Origin of the sequence: Amycolatopsis sp. GM8, assembly GCF_021653975.1 — a bacterium.
GTDB lineage: Bacteria > Actinomycetota > Actinomycetes > Mycobacteriales > Pseudonocardiaceae > Amycolatopsis_E.
The window spans coordinates 808178-833764 of record NZ_JAJKFK010000002.1 but is presented as its reverse complement, the minus strand read 5'-3'; the positions used below and the strand labels follow the sequence as shown (position 1 = coordinate 833764).

The following is a 25587-nucleotide window of genomic DNA, read 5'->3' as shown; positions in this document are numbered from 1 at the left end:
GCAACTACTGCGGATAGACTGACCTCATGGTGCGAGTACCGCTGACCGAAGCCGAACGCGAACGCGGCGAGCGGCTGGGTGCCGTCCTCCGGGAAGCTCGCGGTACGCGCAGCATGGTCGAGGTGGCCGCCGAGGCCGGAATCTCGGTGGAAACCCTGCGCAAGATCGAGACCGGCCGCATCCCGACGCCGGCCTTCTTCACGGTCGTCGCCCTTGCCGACGCGGTCGGGCTGCCACTGGAAGCCTTACGCGGCGCGGTACCCACAGGCTGAACGAAAAACAGCCGGCCTTCCCGAGAGAAGGCCGGCTGTTTTCGTTTTCCGGGGTCAGCCGAGGCGGTCGCGCAGCTGCGCCAGCTCGTCCCGCAGGTTCGACGGGACCCGGTCGCCGATCTTGTCGAACCACTCCTCGATGAGCGGGAGCTCCTCGCGCCACTCGTCCGCCTTCACGTCGAGCGCCGCCTGGATGTCGGCCAGCGGCTCCTTCAGCCCCTCGGTGTCGAGGTCCTCGGCGCGCGGCACGTAACCGATCGGGGTCTCGACCGCATTGGCCTTGCCCTCGATGCGCTCGACGACCCACTTGAGCACGCGCGAGTTCTCGCCGAACCCGGGCCACAGGAAGCGCTTGTCCTCGCCGCGGCGGAACCAGTTGACGTAGAAGATCTTCGGCAGCTTGGTGCCGTCCGCCGACTTGCCCAGCTCGATCCAGTGCTTGAAGTAGTCACCGGCGTGGTAGCCGAGGAACGGCAGCATCGCCATCGGGTCGCGGCGCACCTCGCCGACCTTGCCGGCCGCGGCCGCGGTCTTCTCCGACGACATCGTGGCGCCCATGAACACGCCGTGCTGCCAGTCGCGGGCCTCGGTGACCAGCGGGATCGTGGTCTTGCGGCGGCCACCGAACAGGATCGCCGAGATCGGCACGCCCTGCGGGTCGTCCCACTCCGGCGCCAGCGTCGGCACCTGCGAGATCGGCGTGCAGAACCGCGAGTTCGGGTGCGCGGCGGGCACGTCGGACGCCGGCGTCCAGTCGGCGCCCTTCCAGTCGGTCAGGTGCGCGGGCGGCTCCTCGGTCATGCCCTCCCACCAGATGTCGCCGTCGTCGGTCAGCGCGACGTTGGTGAAAACCGTGTTGCCCTTTTCGATGGTCTTCATTGCGACCGGGTTGGTCTTCACGCCGGTGCCGGGCGCGACGCCGAAGAGGCCGAACTCGGGGTTGACGGCGTACAGCCGGCCGTCCGGGCCGAAGCGCATCCACGCGATGTCGTCACCGATGGTCTCGGCGCGCCAGCCGGGAACGGTCGGCTGCAGCATCGCGAGGTTCGTCTTGCCGCACGCGCTCGGGAACGCGGCGGCGATGTAGTACGCCTTGTCCTCGGGCGAGATCAGCTTCAGGATCAGCATGTGCTCGGCGAGCCAGCCCTCGTCGCGGGCGAGCACCGACCCGATCCGCAGCGAGTAGCACTTCTTGCCCAGCAAGGAGTTCCCGCCGTAGCCCGAGCCGTAGCTCCAGATCGTCCGGGTCTCCGGGAAGTGCGTGATGTACTTCGTTTCGTTGCACGGCCACGCCACGTCCTGCTCGCCCGGCGCCAGCGGCAGGCCGACCGAGTGCAGCGCCGGCACGAACTCGCGCTCGGTGCCGTCCGCGTTGACGAACTTCTCCAGCGCCGCCGTGCCCATCCGGGTCATCACGCGCATCGACGCGACGACGTAGGCGAAGTCGGTGATCTCGATGCCGAGCTTCGGGTCGTCCGCACCGAGCGGGCCCATGCAGAACGGGATCACGTACATCGTGCGACCCCGCATGCTGCCCCGGTACAGCTCGGTCATGGTCGCTTTCATCTCGTCCGGGTGGACCCAGTTGTTGGTCGGCCCGGCGTCTTCCTCGCGCTCGGAGCAGATGAAGGTGCGCTCCTCGACACGTGCCACGTCGCCGGGGTCCGAAGCGGCCCAGAACGAATTCGGTTTCCCTTGCAGCGGGCGGAAAGTGCCCGCTTCGACGAGTTCGGAATTGATCCGCGCGGCCTCGTCCTCGGAGCCGTCACACCACACCACTCGATCGGGCGTGGTCAGTTCGGCAACCTCTCGCACCCATGCGAGAACCCCGCTGTGCGAGGTCGGCGCCTTGTCCAGTCCCGGGATGGCTACTGCAGTCATTCCTTCTCCTGACTTCGACGGGAGGAGCCCGCGACCGGACGTGCTGTCCGGAAGCGGGCTCCATCGCCGGCGACCGAATGGCTTCGCACACCGGCTGGCGACCGGTGTGCTGGAAATTGGGATTCCTTGAGATTAGCGGTAGGACCGGCGGGTAACCGAGCCCTGAGCTGTCAGTTCTCTCACAAGAACGATCAGGGAATCGATTCAGATATCGCTGAACCGGCCTAGCGCAAAAGGATTTCCGAGTACCGCGTGATCTCCCCGATACCCGCACAACGACAAACCGGCTCCCCGGTACGGGAAGCCGGCCTCGTTGTGCGCTGGTTCAGTTCTGCGAGATCCACTGCCCGGTGCCGGAGTCGATCTTGGCCACGCCCTCGACGACCGTGTCGTGCCCGCCGCCCCAGAGCTGGTCGCTGTCGCCGCTCACGCCGCCGGCCGCGGGCGCCTCGGTCCACTCGCCGGGACCGGTGTGCTCGTAGGTGTGCGACTCGCCGTCGGGCGTGATGATCGTCTGCACGTCGGCCTTGCCGTCGCCGTCGAGATCGGTGAACAGCCGGGTGTTGCCGTCCTGGTCGGTCAGCACGGCGGTGTCGGCGGTGCCGTCGTTGTCACTGTCGACCGTCGCGTGCCCGAGATCGACCGTGCCGTCGGCGAGATCCGCGGTGATGTCGCCCTGGTGCCCGGCCTGGCTGTCGGTGCCGCCGGACGGGCCGGTGCCGTCGGCGATCCAGTCGCCGGTGTTCGCGTCGAACCGCGCCATGTCGACGACGTTGCCCTGAGTGTCGGTGTGCAGGTACTGGTCCGCGTGGCCGTCGCCATCGGTGTCGACATACGCGGTGATGGTGCCGTCGGAGTTGTCGAGGCGGACCGCGTCGTCATGACCGTCGTGGTCAATGTCGAAGTTCTCCTCGGCGGTGTACGTCTGGCCTTCGACCGAGATTTCCAGCTCGCCCTCGTGCCCGGTGCCCGTCGTGTCCGCGCCACCAGTCTCGTCGATCCACACGGCCCGCTTCTCCCCACTTCCGAGGTATGTGATCGGGAACTTGGACTTACCGTATGCCGGTTCGGTTCCCTGGCACAACCAGCCGGACTCCACCGTGATCAGTGCTGGTCGCGGACGGTCCGGAGGCGGGACAACAGGTTCTCCGCGCGGTCCCGCCCGTCGCCGACCTCGCGGATCGACCGGTTCAGCTCGGCGAGCTGGCGCGTTCGCTCCTGCGCGTCCATCTTTATCGCTTTGTCCACTTCCTTCAGCTCCGCCTCGATGGCCTCGATACGCCGGCCCAGCGCGTCGTCGAGGGCGAGTGAAAGCTGCTGCTCGGCCTCGATGAGCTGCTCGGCGACCAGCTGGTCGAGCGTCGAGCGGGCGTCGGCGATGGACTCGACGAGCCACTGCCGCATGTGCTGCTTGTCGGCCGCGTGCTTGCGGGTCCGCGCCATCCACCAGCCCGCGCCGAGCCCGATCACGATCGTCGCGGGCAGCACGATGGGGTTGAGCAGCGCGAACCCGGCCAGCGGCAGCGCGGCGATCTTGCCCGCACCCACCCCGCCCGAGACGCCCATGAACACCAGCAGCTTGTCCTCGGGCGTCGGCGGCCGCTTGTCCGGCGCCCGCAGCACCACCTGCGGACCGCCGGCACGCAGGAACTGGGCTCGGATGAGGTCCAGCTCCTCGGCGGAGAACAGGTCGGCCAGCGCGATGTCGGTGACCCGGTTGAGCCGGTGCGCCATGGCCGCCGACACCCGCTGCGAAATCATCTGCAGCGCCGCGTCCACCTGCTGCGGCAGCCCTTGCAGCTGCTCACGCTTCGCACTGTCGATCTGAGCGCGGAACCACGACTGCGCGTCCCGCATCTGGCGGCTCGACTCGTGCCCGAGCTCGACCCGCGCGCGCTGGATCTCGCCACGCAACCGCAGCTGCCAGCCGCGGGTCGACGAGCGACGCTGAACCCCCAGGTCGTCCCGGCGGGCGCGCAGCGCTTCGGCTTCGGCCTCGCCGGAGGACAGCGCGCGCTGCTCCGCCTTGAGGATCGCCTGCCGCTCGCCGAACGCGGTGGCGAGCGCGCGCAACGTGTTGGCCTCGCCGAGCATCGCCGACCGGCCGACGAGCTGCTCCTGCATCGCCGCCTGCAGCCCGATCACGCCGGACTGCTCGCGCAACATCGTCGCGGCCTGCTCGTTCGGCGCCCGGCCCGCCATCTCGAACATCCTGGCCGAGACCGGATGGAACAGGCTGTCGGCGAACCGCGGCGCGTGCTCGTCCAGCAGCTGCCGGTCGGCTTCGAGCACCTCGCGCCAGCCACGGAACTGGTCCGTTTTGGACAGCGTGAAGAACACGGTCTCCACGCGGTCGCCCATCCGGCGCAGGAAGTCCAGCTCGCCGGCCGTGAACGGGGCCGACGCGTCGACCACGAACAGCAGCGCGGTCGCGTTGGCCGCGGCCTCCATCGCCAGCTCACCGTGCATCGAGTTCAGCCCGCCGACCCCCGGAGTGTCCACTATGGACACCCGCTCCAGGATCGGCACCGGGCCGGTCACCTCGACGTAGCGCGGCGGGAGCTGACCTTCGGGCAGCTCGTGCGCTGCCGAGACCCAGCGGGCGAGCTCGTCCAGCGGGATGCCGACCGGGGCGAGCTGGCCCGGATAGCAGGCCTGCGCTGCCCACGCCGGCGCGTGGTCGAACACGAGGTAGGTCGCGGTGGCCACGTCGGCATCGACGGGGGACAGCCCCGGCGTCGCCAGCAGGGCGTTGACCAGCGAACTCTTGCCGCGGTTGGTCTCGCCGACCACCACGACGGACGGCTTGCGCGGACGGGCCCGGCGGATGTCCTCGACCCACTTGGCCGCCTGCGCGTCGTTCTCGCGCAGCACCGTCAGCAGCGCGTCGCGGGCCTGCTTGACCTGGTTGGGCAGCGCGGTGACAGTCATCGCCTCGTGTATACCGTGACGATCGGCGCGCGCAGCAGGTGGTCGTGATCGGCGAAGCCGACGACCTCGGTCTCCGCGACCACGCCGTCCAGCGCCGGGTCGTCGGTCGCGACCGCACCGCCGGCTTCGTGTCTCGACGGGTCGAACCGCTGCCCGTCCGGGCGGACCGCGGTCACCCCGATCCCCGCCAGGCCCTGTTCGATGCGCTCGACCACACCGCCGCTCCGAGCCCGGTCGAGCGCGTAGAGGCACAGCTGAATGAGCGCCTGACGATCGGCCAGCGCCCGGTCCAACACGGACTTCACGTCGGGTTCCGACGCATCGTCCGCCGTCCCGGTTCCGTCCGCCTCCTCGATGATCTTCGCCATGCTCAGGGCAGGGATCTGCCCGGTCGGATCGTCCGCTTCGGGAGCCGGCTCCCGGCGAAACCACGCAGGCATCCCGCTCACCCCCGGTTCTCGCGGAGTTGTTGCCAAATAAGGAAATACGCGCGGTGCACGACGTGCGCCACCCGGCTCTGCGCGGGCGTGGCGCCGAACGACGCGAACGAGCGCCACCAGCCGGCCCGCTCCAGCGCGTGTGCCGCGAGCTCGGCCCGCGCCCCGCCGGCCATCCCGAGCTGGGCGTCGATCTCGGCGTTGCTGCCGACCCGCAGCACCTCCTCGGCGAGGTCCTCGGGCATGTCGACCGCGCCGGCGACCACCAGCGTCAGCGCTTCCAGCAGGCGCAACTGGTGCGCCTCGGGCCTCGCGAGCAGCACCTCGATCGCGTCGTGCACCCGCTGGCGCTCGGCGGGATCGCCGGAGGCATGGGCGAGTGCGGTGACCGAGGCGAGCGCGGCGGCGGCCTTGATCCCGTCGGCGCGGGCGGCGAACACGACGGTGAGCCGGGACCGGACCCCGGCCAGCCCGGACGCGTCCAGCAGGACCCGGCGCAGTGCGCCAGCGGTGATCCGCGGGTCGGCGCGGATCGCTTCGATCGCCCGGCGGACGCCGTACAGGTCGAGCTTTTCCAGCAGCCGCAAGCGGGTTCCGGTCGGGACATCGCATTCCCAGCTGGTGAAGATGTCCGTCGCGATCAGCATCGTGTCGAGCGTCGCTTCGTCCAAAGTGGACAGCTGGCGCAGTGTCTCGGCGTCGGCCGAGGTGAACTGGCCGGACTCGGCCGACTCGGCGATCAGCCCGATCACCGGCAGCACGTCGGCGACCCGCGGTTTGAGCAGCGCGGCCTGCTTCTCGGCGAGGATGGTGGCGGCCTTCCAGATGTCGTTGCCCGCGCCCTGCACGGACTCGGGGGCGATGGTGTCCGCCTTGTTGAGCACCGCGATCGCGTTGACCGGCCCGGCCTCGCGGCTCGCGGTGGCGGCGGTGAACGCGGCGAGCGCCTGCTGGTCGTCGGCGCGCACGCCCTGCGTCACTACATAAAGGACGGCCTCCGCGCCGGCGACCGCGTTGCGCGAGGTGTCGTCGAGGTCGCCTGGGTCTTCCGTGCCCTCGACCTGCTTCGCGGCGCCGAGCAGCTCTTCGGTGCGCGACACCGACGCGGCGTCGAGCGAGCCGAGGCCCGGGGTGTCGATGACGGTCATGCCCTGCAGGGCCGCGTTCGTCAGGTACGCCTCGATATGCGACACCTCGGCGATGTCCACACCCAGCTCGGCGGGGATGCCCCCGTCCGGGCCGAACGGCAGCACCTGCTTGCGGCCGGTCTTGAACACGACCTCGATGCGGTCCACCGTGCCGTACTGGAACCGGGTGACCAGCCGCGTGCACTCACCGACGTCGGTCGGCGCGACGCGGCGGCCGATCAGGGCGTTGACGAGGGTGGACTTGCCGGACTTGATCCGCCCGGCGACCGCGACCTGCAACGGCGCGCCGAGCCGGCGGACGACCTCGGCGAACCCGGCCGCCGTGCGCGCGGACACCTGCGGCTGCAGCCGCTGGCACAGGTTGGCCACCGACCTCGACAAAGGGCCGGCCAACCGGCCCTGGTCCGTCACTCCTCGCCCCTCCCCGCAGTTCGCACGGCGTCCGAATCCTGCCACGAATCGTTCCCTGGACCTACGAAAGGTGCTACCGCTGGATGACGCGGAGTCGATGGCCGGGGACCTAGGGTGTACAGGTGCGGCGACTGAGTCTGTGGATGCGAGCGCACCCCATGGTCGGGGACAGCCTGCTCGCGGCGCTGCTGCTGTTGATCGACCTCTTGCTGTTGGTGGCGGATTCGGCGCAGCAGCAGAGCAATATGAAGCCGTGGTACATCGCGGTGCCGGTCGATCTGCTGATGACCGCGCCGATCACGTTCCGGCGGCGGGCGCCGCTCCCGGTGGCCTACGTGGTCCTGGCCGTCAGCGTGCTGCACAGCACGCTGCAACTGGGTTTCTCGAGCCTCATCGCCAGCGCGATCGCGCTGTACACGCTGGTCATCTACGTGAACCGGAAGCAGGCGGGCTGGTACCTCGCGGCGCAGGCGGGCGTCGGTGCCGTCCAGCTCGCGGTCAGCTGGGAGCCCACGAACTGGATCGTCATCGTCGTCGTCGCGCTGACGTTCGCGTTCTCGTGGGTGCTGGGTGAGTTCGTCGGGGCGCGGCGGGCCTACCACACGGAAGTCGAAGCGCGGTTGCATCTGCTGGAGACCGAACGTGACCAGGCCAGCCGGATCGCCGTCGCGCAGGAACGCGGCCGGATCGCGCGCGAGCTGCACGACGTCGTGGCGCACGCGGTGAGCGTGATCGTGGTGCAGGCCGATGGCGCGTCCTATGCGCTGCGCACGAATCCCGACCTGGCCGAGCGCGCGGTGCAGACGATCTCCAACACCGGCCGGGAGGCGCTCACCGAGCTGCGGCGGCTGCTGGAGGTGTTGCGCAACGAGGAAAGCGACGGCGTGCCAAGGATTCCGCAGCCGGACGCCGAGTCGCTCGCGGAGCTGGTCGAGCGGGTGCGGCAGGCCGGGGTGCCAGTGGGGTTGGGGATCGAGGGCACGCTCGCCGGGCTGCCCGCCGGGGTGTCGCTCGGCGTGTACCGGATCGTGCAGGAGTCACTGACGAACACGTTGAAGCATGCGGGACAGGGCGCGCGGGCGGATGTCCGGATCGTGCGCGGGGAGGAACTGGTGGACGTCGTCGTGACCGATGACGGGGCGGGCAAGGCGCGAGCGCTGGTGCCGGCGGACGGGCCGGTGCAGATCGAACGCCCGCTGCCGGGCGGCAACGGCGTGATCGGGATGCGGGAGCGCACCAATGTGTACGGCGGTTCGCTCGAAGTCGGCCCCGCGCCCGGCGGTGGGTGGCGGGTGCACGCGACGCTGCCGGTGAGGGCGCTGTGATCCGGGTGGTCGTCGTCGACGATCAGGAGCTGATGCGCGCCGGGTTCCGAATGGTGTTCGGCGCGCAGGAGGGCATCGACTTGATCGGCGAGGCCGGTGACGGCGCCGAGGCGGTGCGGCTGGCCGAACAGCTGCGGCCGGATGTGGTGCTGATGGACGTGCGGATGCCGGTGCTCGACGGGGTGGAGGCGACGAAACAGATCGTCGAGGCGGCGACGTCGCGGGTGCTGGTGATGACGACCTTCGACCTGGACGAGTACGTGTACGCGGCGCTGCAGGGTGGGGCCAGCGGCTTCCTGCTGAAGGACACGCCGCCGGCGGACCTGGTGTCCGCGCTGTACGCGGTGGCCAGCGGGGATGCGGTGGTTTCGCCCTCCGTGACGCGGCGGCTGCTGGACCGTTTCATCGCCGGCGGCGGGGCGCTGCGGGACGAATCGGAGCTGGAGTCACTGACCGAGCGGGAGCGGGAGGTGCTCGTGCTGATCGCGAAGGGCCTGTCGAACGTCGAGATCGCGGCGGCCCTGTTCCTCTCCGAGGCGACCGTGAAAACCCACGTCGGCCGGATCCTGGCGAAGCTCGGCCTGCGGGACCGCGTGCAGGCGGTGGTGCTGGCCTACGAGACGGGGCTGATCAGACCGGGCCAGAAGTAGGTTGCCGGCGACGCGGCGAAAATGTACATTTTGTACGTGGACATCAACCGGCGGACGGACCCCGAGGTACAGGTCGAGATCAGCGTGACCGAGGCACGTGAGGCGCTCGGCCCGGTCACGAACCACGTCGAGTACGGCGGCCAGACGGTGTACCTGACCAAGCACGGAAGGCGGGCCGCGGCGCTGGTTCCGGCACCGGCCGCCGAGCTCCTGGAAGAGCTCGAGGACGCTTTCGATCTCACAGCCGTTCGTGCCGCGCTGGCCGCCGTGGCCGCAGGTGAAAACGTGCCGCAGCCATTCGTCCGGCGGACCGCCTCCCGCGACCGCCGAGGCGAGTGAGTGCCCTACTCGATCCGCATCCTTCGCCCAGCGCAGAAGATGCTCGACAGGCTCGCGCGCTCGCAACCGAAGCACGCGGAGGCGATCGAAGATGCGATCGAGGACCTCGCCGGCGATCCGCGGCCGCCGGGCGTCAAGCTTCTCAAAGGTGCGGCGGGAGTTTGGCGGATCCGCGTGGGCGGCTATCGCATCTGCTACACGATCGACGACGGCGAGCTGCTGATCCTCGTGGTCACGATCTCGACCAGGGATGACGTGTACCAGCTGGTCCAGCGCTATCTCGGACAGTGATCACCGGAACCGTGCGGCGTTGGCTGTCGCTGGGTCGAGGCCGGCCTCGCGGACTTCGGTGAGCCAGCGGCCGAAGTCCGGTTGGGTGCCGTCGGCGTCGGTGAAACCGTAGGTGTGCATCAAGGTCCACGACGCTAGCGTGCGGCCCGCGAAACGGGAGACCTCCGGATCGGTCGCCAATGCGGCGACGGCACGCGCAACATAAGTAGGCGTTTCCGACACCGCGAAATCGACCGGTGCGATTTTACCCACCGCATCGCGCCAATTTCCCTCCGTTACTCCGAACACCTCGAGCATCGCTTCCGAACGCAGGAATCCCGGCGTGACCGCCATTCCCGTGCACCCGAATTTCGCGAGCTCCACCCCGAGCGCCCGGCCGATCGCCCGAATGCTGCTTTTCGACACGTGATAACCGATGGTCGGACCGACGTAGTCGTCGTTGTCCCCGTCGGTAACCTCGATCACCAGACCACCGGGCTCCCGCACCACGAGTGGCAACAGCCGGTGCAGAGCGATCAGGTGAGTATCGACAGCGTTGTGCACCATCGACAGCGTCTTGTCGAGATCCGCCTCCCAGTACGGCAGGTCCCACTCGATGAACCTGTCCCCACCCCAGACGTCGTCGACGAGCACGTGCACCGGGCCGTCGATCCGCGCCCGCAGAGCGTCCACATCGGACACCGACGAGAAGTCGCAACGCACGGCGATCCCCCGGCCACCTGCGGCTTCCACCAGTTCGGCCGTCTCCTCGATGGTCTCGGCACGCCCCATCGGCGACGCCGACTCCCGGGTCGTCCGCCCCGCGACGTACACCGTCGCGCCGAGCCTGCCCAGCTCGACCGCGATCGCCCTGCCACATCCCCTGGTCGCGCCCGTGACGACGGCGACCTTGCCTGCCAGCGTTTCCGTCATGCCGGGCAAGGTACCGGGCACCCCCGACAAAACCGGCGGGCAAGCTCAGGGGCGGGTCAGGGTCATTCCCGATCGCGCCCGCCGGGAGAACAAGGGAAGCTAGTCCCGCAGTCGGGGGGAAGTTAGACCTCCAGGATGACGCGAACGGACCGCCCGATCGGAAATGATGTGCAACCGAGGGGCAATCCACAGGCCTGATACAGGGGAGCAGTCATGATCGAGGCACAGGGCCTCACCAAGCGATATGGCAAGACGCTGGCGGTGAACAACCTTTCGTTCAGCGTCGAGCCAGGCCAGGTTACCGGTTTTCTCGGCCCGAACGGCGCCGGAAAATCGACGACAATGCGAATGATTCTCGGACTCGACAATCCGACGGCCGGTCAGGTGCGCATCGGGGGCAAGCGCTACCACGACCTGAAGCAGCCGCTGCGCACCGTCGGCGCGCTCCTCGACGCGAAGTGGGTGCACCCCAACCGCTCGGCGCGCGCCCACCTGGCCTGGATGGCGAAGTCGAACAAGATCCCGGCCCGCCGCGTCAACGAGGTGCTCGACATCGTCGGCCTGGCCAACGTGGCCGGCAAGCGCGCCGGTGGCTTCTCGCTCGGTATGTCGCAGCGGCTGGGGATCGCCGCGGCACTGCTCGGTGACCCCGAGGTGCTGCTGTTCGACGAGCCGGTGAACGGTCTGGACCCCGAAGGCATCCTCTGGATCCGCAAGTTCATGCACCGGCTGGCCGACGAGGGCCGCACCGTGTTCGTGTCCAGCCACCTGCTCTCGGAGATGGCGCTGACCGCCTCCAACCTCGTGGTGATCGGCAAGGGGCAGCTGATCTCGCAGAGCACGACGAAGGAGTTCGTGGCCAAGGCCGCGGAGAACACGGTCAAGGTGCGCAGCCCGCATCTGGACAAGCTGCTGCCGCTGGTCGAGCGCGCCGGCGGCACGTTCACCGAGTCCGACGGCGGCGTGCTCGTCTCGGACATGGACAGCGACAAGATCGGCGAACTGGCCGCACAGAACGGCGTGGTGCTGCACGAGCTGAGCCCGCAGACGGGCTCGCTGGAGCAGGCGTTCATGCAGATCACCGGCGATTCCGTCGAATACCACACCGGCCTGGAGGCCGAAGCACAGCAGGTGCTCGAGGCGAGCGCCAACTAGGGGAGACGAACAACAATGACTCTGCTCGCAGTAGAACGCATCAAGCTGTTCACCACGCGCTCGCCGTGGTGGTGCGCGCTCGTCGCACTGGTCCTGACCATCGGTTTCTCGGCGCTGATCGTCGGCAACACCTCGGGCGACGAGGTCGCCACCGTCTCGTCGACCCAGTTCGGTTACACCTTCGGGATGGCCGTGGTCATGGTGCTGGCGGCGCTCGCGGTCACCACCGAGTACCGCTTCGGCACGATCCGCACGACCTTCCAGGCGGTCCCGCACCGCACGTCGGCGCTGCTGGCGAAGACCACCGTGGTGGCGCTGATGGCGCTGGTCATCGGTGAGATCGGCGCCTTCGGCTCGCTGGCCATCGGCATGCTGCTGAAGCCCAACGCGGACCTCGCGCTCAACAGCGGCGCGGACTGGATCAACGTCGCCGGGGTCGGCCTGGTCTACGCGCTGGCCGCCGTCATCGCCGTCGCGATCGGCATCCTGCTCCGGCACAGCGCCGGCGCCATCGCGCTGCTGCTGATCTACATGCTGGCCGTGGAGAACCTCATCCAGCTCATCCCGAAGATCGGTGACGACATCTACAAGTGGATGCCGTTCAACGTCGCACAGAAGTTCTTGACCGGCGACGGCGCGTCGAACCTCGGCCGCAATGGCCAGGCGGGACCGCCGCTGTCGACGGCGACGCTGGACCAGGGCTGGTCGCTGGCGTACTTCGCCGGCATCGCCGCGGTCCTGCTGATCGTGGCCCTCTGGTCCGCCAACAGGCGGGACGCGTAGGACCCACCGCAGGGGAACTCCGGTACAGGCGCGAATTCGGGGCGCGCCGGCCGGACAGGGGAAAGAAAGGCCCGGGCCACCAATTCGGGGGGTGGCCCGGGCCTTCACATGTTCGGTGCGCGAACGAATGGGCGGCATGCATTCGATTAATCGCTGATGGCCGCTAGTCGATCCAGGTTAAGTCATCGTTAATGCTTTGTGTTGGCCCTCACAGGGAGCAGATATCCCGCCGCTGACCAGGAAGAATGAAGTCACCACGTCAGGACCCCCGATGGAGGTGACCCTTGACGGTGGACATCGGAGGAGAAATCGGTATCCCCGTTCCCGCTCCGCGCAGTGTGGCGCATCAGCCCTTGCTAGAACCCCTGGACGGCCTTCAGTGGTCGCAGGCGATCGAGCTGCCCCGGGACGCCGCGATGGCGACCAGACCGGCGGAGATCCGCCGCGCGTGGATCCATCGTGCCCCGGAGAGTGAAGTTCTGGCCCTCTACCGCGCGGTGACCGCGAGCGGTGAGCCGGTCCCGTCGCCGTGGTGGCTGCGGGCGCTCGCCGACGGCCGGCTCGACTCCCGCGCCGACGGGTTCCGCGTCGAGGACCGGATGGTGCAGCTGCTGTCGCGGCGCCCGGGCTGGGAGTACGTGCCCTGGGCCGCCGACGGCGAGTCCGGGTACTGGGAGTTCATGCCGTCCGAACGCGGCCGGTCGGGGCATCGCATCCCGACCACGCTGCTGAACACGAGCAGGCACGACGGCTGGATCGACGTGCTGCCCGCACACAGCGGAACCACCCCGGCCCCGATCGCGGTCACCGGCCTGGCCGGCCTGCGTTCCCGGTTGGGGGAGTTCGAGGCGGTGCGCTGACATCCGGCTAGTTTGACTGTGTGGAGAGTGAGCACCAGCCGCGGCTGCGCAGTGTTGTGAGCTATGTGCAGCGCGGTGGCCGGATGACCGTCGGGCAGCAGCGGGCGTGGGAGCACAGTTGGCCGCGCCTCGGCCGGAAGGTGGCGGAGCTGCCGTCGGGGCCGCTCGATATCGCCGGGTGGTTCGGCCGGTCCGCGCCCGTGCTGCTGGAGATAGGTTCCGGGATGGGTGAGACGACGGCGCAGCTCGCGGCCGCCGAGCCGGAGGTCAACTATCTCGCCGTCGAGGTGTACGAGGCGGGGCTGGGTCAGCTGATGCTGCGTGCCGAGAAGCTGGCGCTGGACAACCTGCGGCTCCTGCACGGCGACGCGGTGCTGCTGCTGTCGCACCACATCGAGCGCGACACGCTGTCGGGCGTGCGGATCTTCTTCCCCGACCCGTGGCCGAAGAAGCGCCACCACAAGCGGCGGCTCGTGCAGCCCGAGTTCATCGCGCTCGTCGCGTCGCGGCTGGCGCCCGGCGGGATGCTGCACCTGGCCACCGACTGGGCCGACTACGCCGAGCAGATGCTCACGGTGTGCAGCGCGGAACCGTTGCTGCGCAACAGGTTTCCGGACTGGGCGCCGCGACCCGGCTGGCGCCCGGTGACCAAGTTCGAGCAACGCGCGAACGAAGAAGGCCGGGTCAGCCGCGATCTCATCTTCGAACGCCTCTCCTCCAGGTGAAGCCGGGGTGCCGCCCTTCCCCCGACGAAAGGCGGCACCCCGGATCTCCCCCTTACTCGTCGGCCAGTGGCTCGGCCCGGACCCGGTTGAGTGCGGGCGTGCACACCGACGCGGCCAGTACCGCGACCCCCAGGCCCAGTACGACGGGCGCCAGTAACCACGGCGTGAGCACCGCCGACGCCGCCTCTCCGCTGGTCTTGACCATGCTGAACAGCCCGAGTCCGACGAGCATTCCCGCGACACCCGCGCCGATCGTCGCGGCGAGTGCGGGTAGCGCCGCCTCCGCGCGCAACGCGCGGGACAGCACCCGCACCGGGGTGCCGGCCGCCATCAGGGCGCCGAACGTGCGGCGCCGGTCCAGCACCGAACCCGCGGTCGCGATCGCGGCGCTGCACCCGGCGAGCACCGCCGCCGCGACCAGGCCGATCACGGTGACCCGGCGCAGGTCGGCCAGCTGGGTCAGCTGGCGGGTCAGGTAGACATCGCGGCTGTACACGCCTTCCCCACTCGCGGCCAGCGCGGTGCGTACCACCTCGGGATCGCTGCCGGCGGTGGACACCGCGACGTTCACATACTTCGGCTCGATCCCCGGCGGCACCGCGGCCAGGTCGACGACCGCCTGCACGCTGACATCCGAGTCGAGCGGCCGGAACGGCCGCGTCGGGATACCCGGCGCCAGGGGCACGGCCGCCTTTTCGAAGCCACTGCTCACCCGGTAGCCCGAGAGGTCACCCGGGCCGTACACCGCGGGTCCGGCAGCACACGCGAGGTCGACGCGGAACAACTCGACGGCCCGCTCGCACGGCACGACGTACGCGTTCACTTGCGAGCCGTTGACCGAAGACAGCATCACCGAGTACAGCTCGGTGGCACGTGCCTGCTGGCCATAGCGCGCGAGCCGTTCGTTCGTCTGCGCCGCGATCTCGTGGGCCCGCTCCGTCGATGTGTTCACCGTCAGGACCGAATCGCGGTAGGTGCCACCGCCCCCGGCGAGGCCTTCGAAACTGGGCATCAGGGTCAGCGCCATCGAACCGATGAACACCGCGAGCACCACCCCGGCCGACGCCCGGTACGCGCCGCGCGGATCGTCCAGCAGCCGCCGCCCGGCGAGCAGCCCCGCCGGTTTCCGCCAGCGCTCCACGAAGATCCGGCCGACCGCGAAGGTGATCCACGGCCCGACCACCACGGCGGCGCCGATCACCATGAGCAGTCCGAGCAGCACCGTCCCGACGTTGCTGCCCGACTTGTCCGACACGACATAGAAGAAAAACCCGCCGGCGACCGGCAACGCGAGCAATCGCCACGCGTGCAACGGTTTCGGCGTGTGCGCGGAAGCCGCGCCGATCGGGTCGCGCACCACCCGCCGCAGCCCGAGCACCGCCGCCAGCAGCACGAGTACCGGCATCGCGACGACCAGCAGCGCGGTCAGCCAGACCGGCAACCGGAAGTCGGTCGGCAGCCAGGTCCCGCCACCCCAGGACACGAACGTGGCGAGCCAGTGCAGCAGCGGGCTCACCGCGAGCCCGAGCACGGCCCCGGCCACCGCGGCGACCCCCGTCTCCGCCGCGACGATGCCGGTGACCTGACCAGGTGTGGCGCCCGCGAGCCGCAGTGCCGCCAACCGTCGCTCCCGGCGGGCAGCGGTCAGCCGCGACGACGACGCGACCAGCACCAGGCTCGGCACGACCAGGACCACGACGCCGACTCCGGCGAGTAGCGCCAGCAACGGGTCCACCTCGGCGCGGTCCGCGGTCCCGAAACCCGACACCGGCGTGGCATTGTCGGGCATCGTCTCGGGCGTGTGGCCGACGAGCGCGACGAGCTGGTCGGGATACTTCAGCGCGCGGTCGTCGAGGGTGCCGACGACCTTGCCCGGGAACCGGTCGGCGAGCTGCGATGCCGGCAGCGCGTGCATGCGCTCGAACAGCGCCGGCGACACGAGAACCTCGCCGGGCTTCGGAAAGCTCGGTACGCCGGGCGGCAGCGCGACAGTGTCCACTGTGGACGAAACGTCGAGCCGGGTGATCTCCTTGCCACCGGTGTAGTCGGTGCCCATCCGGACGAGCATGGTGGACGCGCCGTGCGAGCTGGGCTCGAGCTGCTGCCAGTTGGACCGTTCGGCCCTGGCTTTCGTCGCGAACGGGAGGCTCACCAGCAACAGCACCAGCCCGGTCGCGATCGCCACGCCGACGGCGGTGAGGATCGTCGAGGTCCGGGTGCGCCGGTCGACGCGCAGCACCCGGAACGCGAGCCGCACCGGATTCACGCGATCGCCCCCACGCCGGTCGCGGAAATCCGGCCGTCCCGGATGATGACGGTCCTGGGCAGCGAGTCGGCCAGCTCCCGGTCGTGCGTCACGATCAGCACCGACGCCCCCGCGTCGGCGGCCGCGACCAGCAGCGCGTCCATCGTTTCCTTGCCGGTGCGGGTGTCCAGCGCACCCGTCGGCTCGTCCGCGAAGATCACCTTCGGCCGGTGGGTGAGCGCCCGCGCGATCGCGACGCGCTGCGCCTGCCCGCCGGACAGCTCGCCCGGCCTGCTGCCCCCGCGGCCGCCGAGGCCTAGCCTGGTCAACCACTCGCGCGCGGCACCCAGCGCGTCCTTGCGGTTCGTGCCGCCGAGCAGCATCGGCAGCGCGACGTTCTCCTCCGCGGTCAGCTCGGCGACGAGCATTCCCTGCTGGAAGACGAACCCGAACTCGGTCCGCCGCAGCTCGCTGCGTTTCTTCTCGGAAAACTGGTCGATGCGTTGTCCGGCAAGGAAGATCTCGCCTTCTTCGGCGCGGATGATGCCGCCGAGCACGTGCAGCAGCGAGGTCTTGCCCGATCCCGAGGGCCCGACGATCGCCACCGCTTCGCCCGGCTGGATGTCGATGTCCACCCCAGCCAGCGCGTACTGCGTGCCGTACCGCTTCACGAGCCCCCGTCCGGACAGCACCGCAGGAGCGTTCCACTGTGGATTCATGCCCAGCAGGTTGCCAACCGGCGCGGGATGCCCGGATCGGCCGATCGGCCGATGTGGGGTGGCCGCCCGGTCAAGGTGCGGGGGTGCCCGAATCCTCTACGGTTTCGTTGTGCCGTTCTCCGACCGTGTCCGCGTGGCCTGGCAGAAGCTGGGTCTCGAAGGCGTCGTGCTGCTCGCGGCACTGTTGTGCGATCTGCTGATCGTGTTGCCCGCCGCCTTCGACGATCTCGGCCCGCGCGGGCGGGACTTACTGTTGCTGCCGGGGATCTTCGCCGTCTCGGCATGCGCGCTGTGGGCGCGCACGCATCCGGCGCGCGGCGCGTTCGCCGGGGCCGCCGTGCTGGTCGCGTCCACCGTGCTGATCCGGATCACCGACGCCGCCGCGTACTCGACCGTGCTGACCGACCTGTCGCTGACCGAGACGGTCGCCGGCGTGGAACTGGTGTACTTCGCGGTCCGCCGGCTGCGCCCTGGGGTGGCGCTGGCCGCGACGGCGACGCTGGTGGTCGCGGGACTGTTCGCGGCGACCGCCCGGTCGGACACCTCCCTCTACTCCTCCCGGTTCGAGCGCAGCCTGCTGATGGGCGCGGTGCTGCTCATCGCGGGGGTGGCGGTCGGGCTGCGGTTCCGGCTGACCGGGACGCCACAACGGGCGAGTGCGGCGAGCGAACTGCTGCGCGGTCAGTGGCCGCTGATCGGGGTGCTGTGCCTGCCGCTGTTCCTCGAGCTGTACCAGCTGTTGAACGACGGTGTGCGGCTGTTTCCGCTGTGGCTGTGCTCCGCGGCGACAGCGGCGCTGGCCGTGTACGCGGCACGCCGGCCGGTACTTTCCGGCGTCCTGGTCTCCGGGGTGATCCTGCTGTCGGTGCCCGCCGCCTCGGTCGCGCCGCGGTACTACATCGGGGCGACCACCGCGCTGCCGCTCACCGTGATCCTGGCCGGCGCCATGCTCGTCGTGCTCCTGGTTCGCTCGGCCGCGCCGAGGCAGGCCTGGCCGGTCATCGCGCTGATGTCGGCCGCGGTCGCCATCGCCACCGCGGCCAACACGGCGGCCCACCCCAGCGTCAGCTACAACCTCCAGTCGCTCGCCATCGCGGCGGTGCTGGTGCTCGGCAGCGCCGTCGCGGTGGGCCTGTACTTCCGGGCGCGCGACTCGGAGCGCAAGCAGGTCGTCGAAGCAGCCGTCACCGAGGCGCAGACGTCGGAGCGGATGGCACTGGCGCGGGAGCTGCACGACGTCGTCGCGCATCACGTGACCGGGATCGTGGTGCAGGCACAGGCCGCGAAAATGCTGGGCGACAAGGACTCCACGCTGTCGATGGACGCTTTCGACCGGATCGAGGAAGCCGGCACCGAAGCGCTCGCCGCGATGCGGCGGCTGGTCCGGAGCATGCGCAGCACCACGGATCCGACCGAGCAGGCGACCACCGATCTGGACGCGGACCTGCGGCGGCTGACCGAAAGCGGGCACCACGGCGTGCCGACCGAGCTGGAGCTGCGCCTGAACGGCGCGATCCCGCAGGAGGTCGCGCGGTCGGCGCTGCGGCTGGCGCAGGAATCGCTGACCAACGTCGGCAAGCACGCCGCGGGGGCGACCCGGGTCGCGGTGCTGGCCGAGGTGCTGGGCGGGGAACTGCACATCCGGGTGAGCGACGACGGTTTCGCGCAGGACCCGCGTCCCGCCGGGGGGTCGGGCGGATACGGTCTCGTCGGAATGCGCGAGCGGGTCGAGCTGCTGCACGGGCGGCTCACCGCCGGTCCGGCCGCGGGCGGCTGGGTCGTGGAGGCGTGGCTGCCGCTGGAAGGGGAGACCGAATGATCCGGGTGCTCATCGCGGACGACCAGAGCATGGTGCGCACCGGGTTCCGGATGATCCTCGAAAGCCAGGACGACATCGAGGTCGTCGCGGACGTCGCGGACGGCATCGCCGCGGTGACGAAGGCCCGCGAGCTGCGGCCCGATGTCTGCCTGCTCGACATCCGGATGCCGGGGCTCGACGGGCTGGAGGTCACCCGGCAGCTGGCCGGGCCCGAGGTCGCGGACCCGTTCAAGGTGGTCGTGGTGACGACGTTCGACCTGGACGAGTACGTGTACACGGCGCTGCGCAACGGGGCGAGCGGGTTCCTGCTCAAGGACGCCGGGCCCGCGCTGCTGATCGAGGCCGTGCGTGCGGCCGATCGCGGTGACGCGCTGGTGTCGCCGCAGGTCACCGTCCGGCTGCTGAAGCATTTCGACAGCGGCGTCACGAAGCGCGAAGTGGACCCGCCGAAGGAACCGCTGACCGCACGCGAACTCGACGTGGTCCGGGCGACCGCGCGCGGGCTCACCAATACCGAGATCGGCGGCGAGCTGTTCCTCTCGCTCTCGACCGTCAAGACACACCTGGCTGCCGTGCAGGGCAAGATCGGTGCCCGCAACCGCGTCGAGATCGCGGCGTGGGCGTGGCGGTCCGGTTTAATGGACTGATGTCACAGCGGTTCCACGCCCCGGTCGTCCTGCCCTGTGATCCCGCCTGTTCGGTCATCCGCGACGGGGTCGTGGACGTCGACGACGGCCGGATCACCTACTGCGGGCCCGCCGCGGACGCGCCCCCGCCAGCCGCACCGGTCACCGCGTTGTCCGGAATCCTGTTGCCCGGCTTGGTGAACACGCACGCGCACAGCCCGATGACGTTGCTGCGCGGGATGGGCGGCGACCTGCCGCTGCTGCGCTGGCTGAACGAGATCATCTGGCCGGCCGAGGCGAAACTGCGGGCCGAGGACGTGCGGGCCGGGATGGTGCTGGGTTCGCTGGAGATGCTCTCGCACGGCGTGACCACGAGCGCGGAGATGTACTTCCATCCCGAGGAGATGGCCGACGCCGTGCTGTCGACCGGCGCGCGGGTGGTGCTCGGCGGGCCGATCCTGGACCTGCCCGGGCTCGACTGGCACGCGATGATCACCGCGACCGAGCGCTGGGTCGACGCGGACGGGTTGCGTTTCGGGCCTGGTGAACGGATCGAGCTGTCCTTCGCCGCGCACTCGGCGTACATGTTGCCGCCGGAAGCCTTGCGGTTGACCGGAGAAGCGGCCGCGGCGCGGGGTGCGCTGGTGCAGATCCACGTGGCCGAAGCGGCGAACGAGGACGAGCGCCAGCGCGCGGAGTTCGGGTCGGTGCCGAAGCTGCTCGACCAGGTCGGCCTGCTCGACGGCCGGGTGCTGGCCGCGCACGCGATCCATCTGTCCGATGAGGACATTGCCTTGTTCGCGGCGCGCGGGGTGGGTGTCGCGCACTGCCCGGGCTCCAACGGGAAGCTGGCGTCCGGTATCGCGCGGCTGACGGACCTGCGCGCGGCGGCGGTCCCGGTCGGTCTCGGCACGGACGGTCCGGCCAGCAACGACGATCTCGACCTGTGGGAGGAGATCCAGCTCGCCGCGGTGCTCGCCCGGTTGTCCACTAAGGACTCGACAGCGCTGGGCGCGGCGGACGCCCTGCTGCTGGCGACGCGTGGTGGTGCGGATGCGTTGGGCCGCAACGATATCGGCGCGCTGGAGGCGGGCCGGTGGGCGGACCTGGTGCATCTCGAGACGGACGGTTTCGCCTTCGCGGCCGGGTTGGACGTGCCGGACGAGCAGCTGCTGGCGAACGTCGTGTGGGCGGCGGGCTCCCGCCGGCTGCGCGATGTCTGGGTCGCGGGGGAGCAGGTCGTCGCGGACGGCGAGTCGACCCGCGTCGACCGCGAAAAGGCTTACGCCACGGCGCGCGAATCCGCGGCCCGGGTGCGTTCGTAACTCAGCGGCGGCGGGGGCGGACCATCACGTCCGTCGGATGGGCGTCCGGCGTCGCGGTCACCGCCGCGAGCACAGCCGACGCGACCGACTCCGGCTGGAGATACCGCTCTGGGGCGTATTCGAAACCTTCGGCGGCGGCGACAGCCTGCTGCATCTCCGTCGCGGTGCGGCCGGGGAAGACCGAGGTGACCCGAAGGCCGTTCGGCTCCTCCTCAAGGCGCAGGACGTCGGCGAAGGCGCGGACCGCGAACTTGCTCGCCGCGTAGCCACCCCAGCCGGCCGTGGCGTTCCGGCCCGAGCCGGAGTTGATCACCACGACGTGCCCGCCCGCGGCACGCAGCGCGGGCAGCAGCAGCCGCGTCAGCTCGACCACCGCGAGCAGGTTGACCTCGTAGTTCCGCCGCCAGGACGCGGCGTCGGACTCCTCGACCGTGCCCAGCTCGACCGTTCCGGCCGAGTGCACGAGCACGTCCAGCCGGTCGATCTCCGCGACCCCCTCGGCCAGTGCCGCGAAATCCGTCAGGTCGACCGGCCACGGCCGCGCGCCCGGCAGCTCCGCCGCCGACTTCGCGAGCGCCTCGGCGTCCCGTCCGCCGAGCAGGACTCGATGGCTCGGCGCAAGCGCTTGCGCGACGGCGGCGCCGATCCCGCGGGAGGCACCGGTGACCAGGGCGAGGGGAGTTTCCGACATGCCTTCACGGTAATTCCCGCTCGCCCTGGTCCAAACCGGTACCCAGCCGGTTAATCCCGCCAGACCGAAGCGATCGCGGGCCGGGCGAGCGAGTTCCCGCCGTCGGGCCAGTGCGACGTCGGCGCGGCCGGCGTGCCGTTCTCACCCGGGTGCTGGACCGCCACGATCACGAAATCGCGCGTGACGACCGGCCCGCAGGTCTCCGCGCCGAACGGCACGGTGAGGAACTGCTTGACGTGCCCGCGTTCCGGGCCCGCGACCGGCACCGAGAACAGCCCGTCGTTCGAGCCGAGCGCGTTGCCGTCGGTGGAGATCCACAGGTTGCCGTACGGGTCGAACGCCACGTTGTCCGGGCAGGAGATCGGGCTGACCTGGTCCTTCGGGAAGCCGCCGAAGTAGGTGTCGGCCGTCTTCGGGTCGCCGCAGACCAGCAGCAGCCGCCAGGAGAACCGGGTCGACGCGGCGTCGCCCCAGGCCTCCTCCCATTCCAGGATGTGCCCGTTCTTGTTGCCGTTGCGCGGGTTCACCTCGTCCGCCCCGGCCTTGCCCGCCGCACCGCGGTCGGTGTTGTTGGTCAGCGCGGCGTAGATGCGGCCGTTGACCGGGTTCGGCTCGATGTCCTCGGGACGGTCCATCTTGGTGGCGCCCGCCTTGTCCGCGGCCAGCCGCGTGAAGACGTAGACCTCCTCGGCACTGAATCCGTCCACAAAGGACTTGTTGCCGCTGGCCAGCGGGATCCACTCGCCGGTGCCGTCGAACTCGCCGTCGGCCGGGAGCTTGCCGCTGCCGTCGATCTGGTTCGCCGGGCTGTCACCGCTGAACTTCGCGACGTACAGCGTGCCCTCGTCGAGCAGCGCCATGTTGTGCCGGCGGGCGTGCGAGCTGTTGCCCGGCTTGTACTTGCCCTTGGACACGAACTTGTAGATGTAGTCGAAGCGCTCGTCGTCACCGGAGTACACCGCGACGCGGCCGTCCCGGGCGATCTTGATGTTCGCGGCCTCGTGCTTGAACCGGCCGAGCGCGGTGTGCTTGACCGGCGTCGAGTGCGGGTCGTTCGGGTCGATCTCGACGACCCAGCCGAACCGGTTGGGCTCGTTGGGCTCCTGCTCGACGTCCCAGCGCTTGTCGAACCGCTCCCACTTGCGCGTGCTGGTGCCGGTGCCGACCGCGTAGCGCTTGAGCCGCGCCTGCGCGACGGGCTCGGTCACCTTGTCGGCGTTGGCGAAGTACTGGTGGAAGTTCTCCTCACCGGAAAGCACCGTGCCCCACGGGGTCACGCCGCCGGAGCAGTTGTTCTGCGTGCCCCGCACGCGACGGCCGCTCGGGTCGGCGGAGGTCTTGAGGTACTTCGAGCCCGCGGCCGGGCCACGCACCTCGAACTCCGTGTTCAGCGTGATGCGGCGGCCGTAGCGGCTCGGCACGACCTTCAGCCCGCCCCGGCGCTCTTTCTCGACCCGGACGACCGAGAGCCCGTGCGCCGCCCACGCGATCTCGACGTGCTCGCGCGACGGGTTGTCCACGTCGTAGCCCGGGAACATCTGGACCTCGGTCGTGTATTCGTGATTGACGACCATGAGGTAGCTGTCGTGGCCGTCCGGGATGAGCCCGACGAAGTCGTTGTTGTAGCCGAACTGCTTGGCCTGCGCGGCGGCGGTCTGCCTGGCCGGGTCGAACCTCGGCGCACCGGGCACGACCGCGTCGCCCCAGCGGATCACGACGTTCTGCTTGAACCCGGGCGGCACGACGAGCGCGTCGGCGGTGTTCGGCGCGACCGGCTCGAAGTCCGTGCCCGGCACCGGACGGCCGGGCCTGGTGAGCGCGACCGGGCTGGCCGCCGCAGTGGCGGGCGCGGTGGCGGACAGCGCGGCGAACCCGCCTGCGGCCGCGGCCATCACGGCACCGGCTTTGAACGCGCCGCGCCGCGAGAGCACGCCCTTCGCGACGTCGCCGAAGTATTCGTTGTCCGACGTGTTCGGCGCCTCATGGGCGCAGGCGTTTCCGCAGCGGTATTCGCACGTGACCGCGGCTCTGCCGCCGGGATGCGAGATAAGGGGGAGAGACAGCACAGGGCCTCCATCGCTCAGTCAGGGGAACGTCCGTGACGTTAAGCGAGAAAGACCAGGTGATTCCAAATAGTAAGTAAACAGAAGTTAAAGCAGCCTCGCCTCAATGATCATCCAGTAACTCTTCGTTCTTCACCGCGTCTATGAGCTTGCGCAGCGCGGGCAGCGCGGCCTCGATCGCCGCATGCTCGTCCGGGTCGAGCGCCGCCAGCCGCTCGCGCAAGAACTCCTCGCGCGCCACAACGACCTCCTCCAGATAGCGCACGCCAGCGTCGGTCGCCGCGATCAGCACCGCGCGGCGATCCACGGGATCGGGCGTGCGGCTGACCAGGCCGAGCTTTTCCAGCCGGCGCACCAGGTCGGTCATCGACGGCTGGCGGATGGCCTCGAGGTCGGCGAGCACGCTCATCCGGCGCGGGCCGCCGCCGACCAGCTCACTCAGCACGGACCCCTGCGTGAGGGTCAGCTGGTGTTGCGGCGTGAGACGACGCACCATGTAGTAGAGACGAAATACGAGCGGGCGCAGTTGATGGGCGAGCTCGTGCACTCCGGACATCACTTAGACAGTCTAAGCAATTTTACTTAGCGTGTCGAAATAATCTGCCGGGCAGTACGGTGCACCGCATGGACGCGGTGGTTTTCGATCTCGACGGCGTGCTCGTCGACTCCGAGCGAACCTGGGACGAGGTGCGGCGCGCGGTCGTCGCGGAGCACGGCGGAGGCTGGACCGACCCGGCCACCCGCGCGATGCAGGGGATGAGCACCCCCGAGTGGGCGCGGTACCTGGTCGGCGAACTCGGTGTCAGGCTCACGCCCGAGCACGTCGCGGAAGTCGTGATCGACGAGATGGCGAAGCGCTACGCCGAAGGGCCGCCAGTGCTGCCGGGCGCCCCCGAAACCGTGCGGGCCGTCGCCGGGCGCTACCCGGTGGCGATCGCCAGTTCCTCGCCGCCGGTACTGATCAACGCGTTCCTCGAGGCTACGGACCTGACCGGACTGGTGCGGGTCGCCGTGTCCAGCGAGCAGGTCGCCGCTGGGAAGCCGGCGCCGGACGTCTATCTCCGGGCGGCCGAACTCCTTGCCGTGCGGCCGGAATCCTGCGCCGCCATCGAGGACACGACGAACGGGATGCGCTCGGCGCTCGCGGCCGGGATGACGGTCTACGCGGTGCCCAACCCGCATTTCCCACCGGACCCGGCGGTACTCGAACAGGTCGCCTTGGTGCTGAGCGACATCCGGGACCTGCCGGCGAAGGTTCAATAACCGCGGTCCGTCGCGCGCAGCCGTCCGATCGGCCGGACTTCCTTGCCTGACAACGTTGTCGTCGGCGCCGAAAGACCGTACATGCCGTACAGGCGACGGCGGATCTGCTCGACCGGGTACTGCGGGCCGTACACGGCGGCCTTGAAGATGACCCCTTCGAGCACACTTCGCAGCATGATCTCCTCGACCGCCGGATCTTCCGCGCCACGCTGCTCGAACAGCTCGCGCAGGCTGTCCTCGAGCAGGCTCAGCCGTTCGTCCTTGCGGGCCTCGACCTCGGCGAAGATCGGGTGCGTCGACGGCTGCACCACGAGGCTGAGGATCACGCCCTGCACCGGCAGGTCCGACATCATCGCGGTGAGCACGCCGTCGATGATCCCGGCGAGCCGCTCGTCCGGGCCGCCCGGCACGTCGATGATCGCCGCGACCCCGTCCAGATAGGTGTCCAGCAGTTCCTCGACGAGCAGGTGCTTGTTCGGGAAGTAATAGGAGGCGAGCCCGCGCGACACCCCGGCCCGCTTGGTGATCTCGGTGATCGTCGCGCCGTGGTACCCCTTCTCGGCGAACACCTGCAGGGCCGCGCCCAGGATCTTCTGCCGCGCCAGAGCACGCATCTCCTCGTTGGCGCTGGGCGATCGGGGCACCTGACTCCTTAACTCACAAAAAACCGGCGCTCGCCGGCAGACCCCCTCTGGTTGTGCCTGCCGGTGAGCGCC

General features: G+C 69.8%; 25 protein-coding genes. 13 read left to right on the top strand and 12 right to left on the bottom strand.

The annotated features are described in order from the left end of the window. The first annotated feature begins 26 nt into the window (after positions 1-26). Positions 27-272, top strand: coding sequence for a helix-turn-helix domain-containing protein (locus tag LOZ83_RS11435; protein ID WP_236790422.1), 246 nt, complete (start codon positions 27-29; stop codon positions 270-272). A 54-nt stretch (positions 273-326) separates the two neighbouring features. Here LOZ83_RS11435 and LOZ83_RS11430 read toward each other — a convergent pair whose 3' ends face one another. From LOZ83_RS11430 to LOZ83_RS11410, 5 genes are all read right to left on the bottom strand, one after another. Further along, a complete protein-coding gene (locus tag LOZ83_RS11430; RefSeq protein WP_236790421.1) occupies positions 327-2153 on the bottom strand; it encodes a phosphoenolpyruvate carboxykinase (GTP) in 1827 nt (608 codons plus the stop codon). Positions 2154-2478: 325 nt separating this feature from the next. Beyond that, positions 2479-3159 carry a DUF6802 family protein gene (locus LOZ83_RS11425; RefSeq protein ID WP_236790420.1) on the bottom strand — a complete coding sequence of 227 codons (681 nt, stop codon included), beginning with the start codon at positions 3157-3159 and terminating at the stop codon, positions 2479-2481. Between the two features lie 98 nt (positions 3160-3257). Next, positions 3258-5084, bottom strand: coding sequence for a dynamin family protein (locus LOZ83_RS11420; protein ID WP_236790419.1), 1827 nt, complete (start codon positions 5082-5084; stop codon positions 3258-3260). Then, the gene (gene grpE, locus LOZ83_RS11415) at positions 5081-5524 is read right to left on the bottom strand and encodes a nucleotide exchange factor GrpE (protein WP_236790418.1); all 444 of its coding nucleotides are present in this window, start codon (positions 5522-5524) and stop codon (positions 5081-5083) included. Before grpE ends, LOZ83_RS11420 begins: the two co-directional genes overlap by 4 nt. A 5-nt stretch (positions 5525-5529) precedes the next feature. Continuing rightward, positions 5530-7080: a dynamin family protein gene (locus LOZ83_RS11410; protein ID WP_236790417.1), complete on the bottom strand. Its 1551-nt coding sequence runs from the start codon at positions 7078-7080 to the stop codon at positions 5530-5532. A gap of 158 nt (positions 7081-7238) precedes the next feature. Here LOZ83_RS11410 and LOZ83_RS11405 point away from each other — a divergent pair, with 158 nt between their 5' ends. The 4 genes from LOZ83_RS11405 to LOZ83_RS11390 are packed head-to-tail and all read left to right on the top strand — an operon-like array spanning position 7239 to position 9685. After that, positions 7239-8405, top strand: a complete 1167-nt coding sequence (locus tag LOZ83_RS11405) for a sensor histidine kinase (RefSeq protein ID WP_236790772.1) — start codon at positions 7239-7241, stop codon at positions 8403-8405. Further along, complete coding sequence (locus LOZ83_RS11400) at positions 8402-9055, top strand: response regulator transcription factor (RefSeq protein ID WP_236790416.1); 654 nt, start codon at positions 8402-8404, stop codon at positions 9053-9055. Before LOZ83_RS11405 ends, LOZ83_RS11400 begins: the two co-directional genes overlap by 4 nt. A 36-nt stretch (positions 9056-9091) precedes the next feature. Further along, the gene (locus LOZ83_RS11395; RefSeq protein WP_236790415.1) at positions 9092-9394 is read left to right on the top strand and encodes a type II toxin-antitoxin system prevent-host-death family antitoxin; all 303 of its coding nucleotides are present in this window, start codon (positions 9092-9094) and stop codon (positions 9392-9394) included. After that, positions 9395-9685 (top strand): type II toxin-antitoxin system RelE/ParE family toxin, encoded by a 291-nt coding sequence (locus LOZ83_RS11390; protein ID WP_236790414.1) that lies wholly within the window; start codon positions 9395-9397, stop codon positions 9683-9685. On the opposite strand, the gene LOZ83_RS11385 is transcribed toward LOZ83_RS11390, so the two are convergent. After that, positions 9686-10585, bottom strand: coding sequence for an SDR family NAD(P)-dependent oxidoreductase (locus LOZ83_RS11385; RefSeq protein ID WP_374202659.1), 900 nt, complete (start codon positions 10583-10585; stop codon positions 9686-9688). 225 nt (positions 10586-10810) lie between these two features. Between LOZ83_RS11385 and LOZ83_RS11380 the strand changes: the two genes are divergently transcribed. From LOZ83_RS11380 to trmB, 4 genes are all read left to right on the top strand, one after another. After that, positions 10811-11752, top strand: coding sequence for an ABC transporter ATP-binding protein (locus tag LOZ83_RS11380; RefSeq protein WP_236790412.1), 942 nt, complete (start codon positions 10811-10813; stop codon positions 11750-11752). Between the two features lie 15 nt (positions 11753-11767). Continuing rightward, positions 11768-12535 (top strand): ABC transporter permease, encoded by a 768-nt coding sequence (locus LOZ83_RS11375; protein ID WP_236790411.1) that lies wholly within the window; start codon positions 11768-11770, stop codon positions 12533-12535. Positions 12536-12819: 284 nt separating this feature from the next. After that, entirely contained in the window at positions 12820-13395 is a 576-nt protein-coding gene (locus LOZ83_RS11370) for a hypothetical protein (protein WP_255823512.1), read from the top strand. Positions 13396-13415: 20 nt separating this feature from the next. Continuing rightward, positions 13416-14120 (top strand): tRNA (guanosine(46)-N7)-methyltransferase TrmB, encoded by a 705-nt coding sequence (gene trmB / locus LOZ83_RS11365; protein ID WP_236790409.1) that lies wholly within the window; start codon positions 13416-13418, stop codon positions 14118-14120. Positions 14121-14172: 52 nt separating this feature from the next. Here trmB and LOZ83_RS11360 read toward each other — a convergent pair whose 3' ends face one another. Together LOZ83_RS11360 and LOZ83_RS11355 are read right to left on the bottom strand one after the other, a co-directional pair. Further along, entirely contained in the window at positions 14173-16386 is a 2214-nt protein-coding gene (locus LOZ83_RS11360) for an FtsX-like permease family protein (protein ID WP_236790407.1), read from the bottom strand. Then, positions 16383-17084 carry an ABC transporter ATP-binding protein gene (locus tag LOZ83_RS11355; protein WP_236790405.1) on the bottom strand — a complete coding sequence of 234 codons (702 nt, stop codon included), beginning with the start codon at positions 17082-17084 and terminating at the stop codon, positions 16383-16385. The genes LOZ83_RS11360 and LOZ83_RS11355 overlap by 4 nt, the downstream gene beginning before the upstream one ends. A 109-nt stretch (positions 17085-17193) precedes the next feature. Here LOZ83_RS11355 and LOZ83_RS11350 point away from each other — a divergent pair, with 109 nt between their 5' ends. From LOZ83_RS11350 to LOZ83_RS11340, 3 genes are read left to right on the top strand one after another with little or no spacing between them, the layout of a single operon-like run. Further along, on the top strand, positions 17194-18903 hold the full coding sequence (locus LOZ83_RS11350; RefSeq protein ID WP_236790403.1) for a sensor histidine kinase: 1710 nt from the start codon (positions 17194-17196) through the stop codon (positions 18901-18903). Beyond that, entirely contained in the window at positions 18900-19550 is a 651-nt protein-coding gene (locus LOZ83_RS11345) for a response regulator transcription factor (protein WP_236790402.1), read from the top strand. Before LOZ83_RS11350 ends, LOZ83_RS11345 begins: the two co-directional genes overlap by 4 nt. Then, a complete protein-coding gene (locus tag LOZ83_RS11340; protein WP_236790401.1) occupies positions 19550-20854 on the top strand; it encodes an amidohydrolase family protein in 1305 nt (434 codons plus the stop codon). The genes LOZ83_RS11345 and LOZ83_RS11340 overlap by 1 nt, the downstream gene beginning before the upstream one ends. Before the next feature lies 1 nt (position 20855). Here LOZ83_RS11340 and LOZ83_RS11335 read toward each other — a convergent pair whose 3' ends face one another. The 3 genes from LOZ83_RS11335 to LOZ83_RS11325 form a co-directional block, all read right to left on the bottom strand. Next, the gene (locus LOZ83_RS11335; RefSeq protein ID WP_236790400.1) at positions 20856-21545 is read right to left on the bottom strand and encodes an SDR family oxidoreductase; all 690 of its coding nucleotides are present in this window, start codon (positions 21543-21545) and stop codon (positions 20856-20858) included. A 50-nt stretch (positions 21546-21595) separates the two neighbouring features. Further along, positions 21596-23611: a PhoX family phosphatase gene (locus LOZ83_RS11330; RefSeq protein ID WP_236790399.1), complete on the bottom strand. Its 2016-nt coding sequence runs from the start codon at positions 23609-23611 to the stop codon at positions 21596-21598. Between the two features lie 100 nt (positions 23612-23711). Then, positions 23712-24167 (bottom strand): MarR family transcriptional regulator, encoded by a 456-nt coding sequence (locus LOZ83_RS11325; protein ID WP_236790398.1) that lies wholly within the window; start codon positions 24165-24167, stop codon positions 23712-23714. A gap of 65 nt (positions 24168-24232) precedes the next feature. On the opposite strand from LOZ83_RS11325, the gene LOZ83_RS11320 reads away from it, so the two are divergent. Then, complete coding sequence (locus LOZ83_RS11320; protein WP_236790397.1) at positions 24233-24871, top strand: HAD family phosphatase; 639 nt, start codon at positions 24233-24235, stop codon at positions 24869-24871. On the opposite strand, the gene LOZ83_RS11315 is transcribed toward LOZ83_RS11320, so the two are convergent. Further along, entirely contained in the window at positions 24865-25515 is a 651-nt protein-coding gene (locus LOZ83_RS11315; protein ID WP_236790395.1) for a TetR/AcrR family transcriptional regulator, read from the bottom strand. The genes LOZ83_RS11320 and LOZ83_RS11315 overlap by 7 nt on opposite strands. Positions 25516-25587: the final 72 nt, after the last annotated feature.

Bases quoted from the DNA above. Each gene is read 5' to 3' on its own strand.
- LOZ83_RS11435 (WP_236790422.1), top strand. From the start codon at position 27: ATGGTGCGAGTACCGCTGACCGAAGCCGAACGCGAACGCGGCGAGCGG.
- LOZ83_RS11430 (WP_236790421.1), bottom strand. From the start codon at position 2,153: ATGACTGCAGTAGCCATCCCGGGACTGGACAAGGCGCCGACCTCGCAC.
- LOZ83_RS11420 (WP_236790419.1), bottom strand. From the start codon at position 5,084: ATGACTGTCACCGCGCTGCCCAACCAGGTCAAGCAGGCCCGCGACGCG.
- grpE (WP_236790418.1), bottom strand. From the start codon at position 5,524: ATGCCTGCGTGGTTTCGCCGGGAGCCGGCTCCCGAAGCGGACGATCCG.
- LOZ83_RS11405 (WP_236790772.1), top strand. From the start codon at position 7,239: ATGGTCGGGGACAGCCTGCTCGCGGCGCTGCTGCTGTTGATCGACCTC.
- LOZ83_RS11380 (WP_236790412.1), top strand. From the start codon at position 10,811: ATGATCGAGGCACAGGGCCTCACCAAGCGATATGGCAAGACGCTGGCG.
- LOZ83_RS11375 (WP_236790411.1), top strand. From the start codon at position 11,768: ATGACTCTGCTCGCAGTAGAACGCATCAAGCTGTTCACCACGCGCTCG.
- LOZ83_RS11355 (WP_236790405.1), bottom strand. From the start codon at position 17,084: ATGAATCCACAGTGGAACGCTCCTGCGGTGCTGTCCGGACGGGGGCTC.
- LOZ83_RS11345 (WP_236790402.1), top strand. From the start codon at position 18,900: ATGATCCGGGTGCTCATCGCGGACGACCAGAGCATGGTGCGCACCGGG.
- LOZ83_RS11340 (WP_236790401.1), top strand. From the start codon at position 19,550: ATGTCACAGCGGTTCCACGCCCCGGTCGTCCTGCCCTGTGATCCCGCC.
- LOZ83_RS11335 (WP_236790400.1), bottom strand. From the start codon at position 21,545: ATGTCGGAAACTCCCCTCGCCCTGGTCACCGGTGCCTCCCGCGGGATC.
- LOZ83_RS11320 (WP_236790397.1), top strand. From the start codon at position 24,233: ATGGACGCGGTGGTTTTCGATCTCGACGGCGTGCTCGTCGACTCCGAG.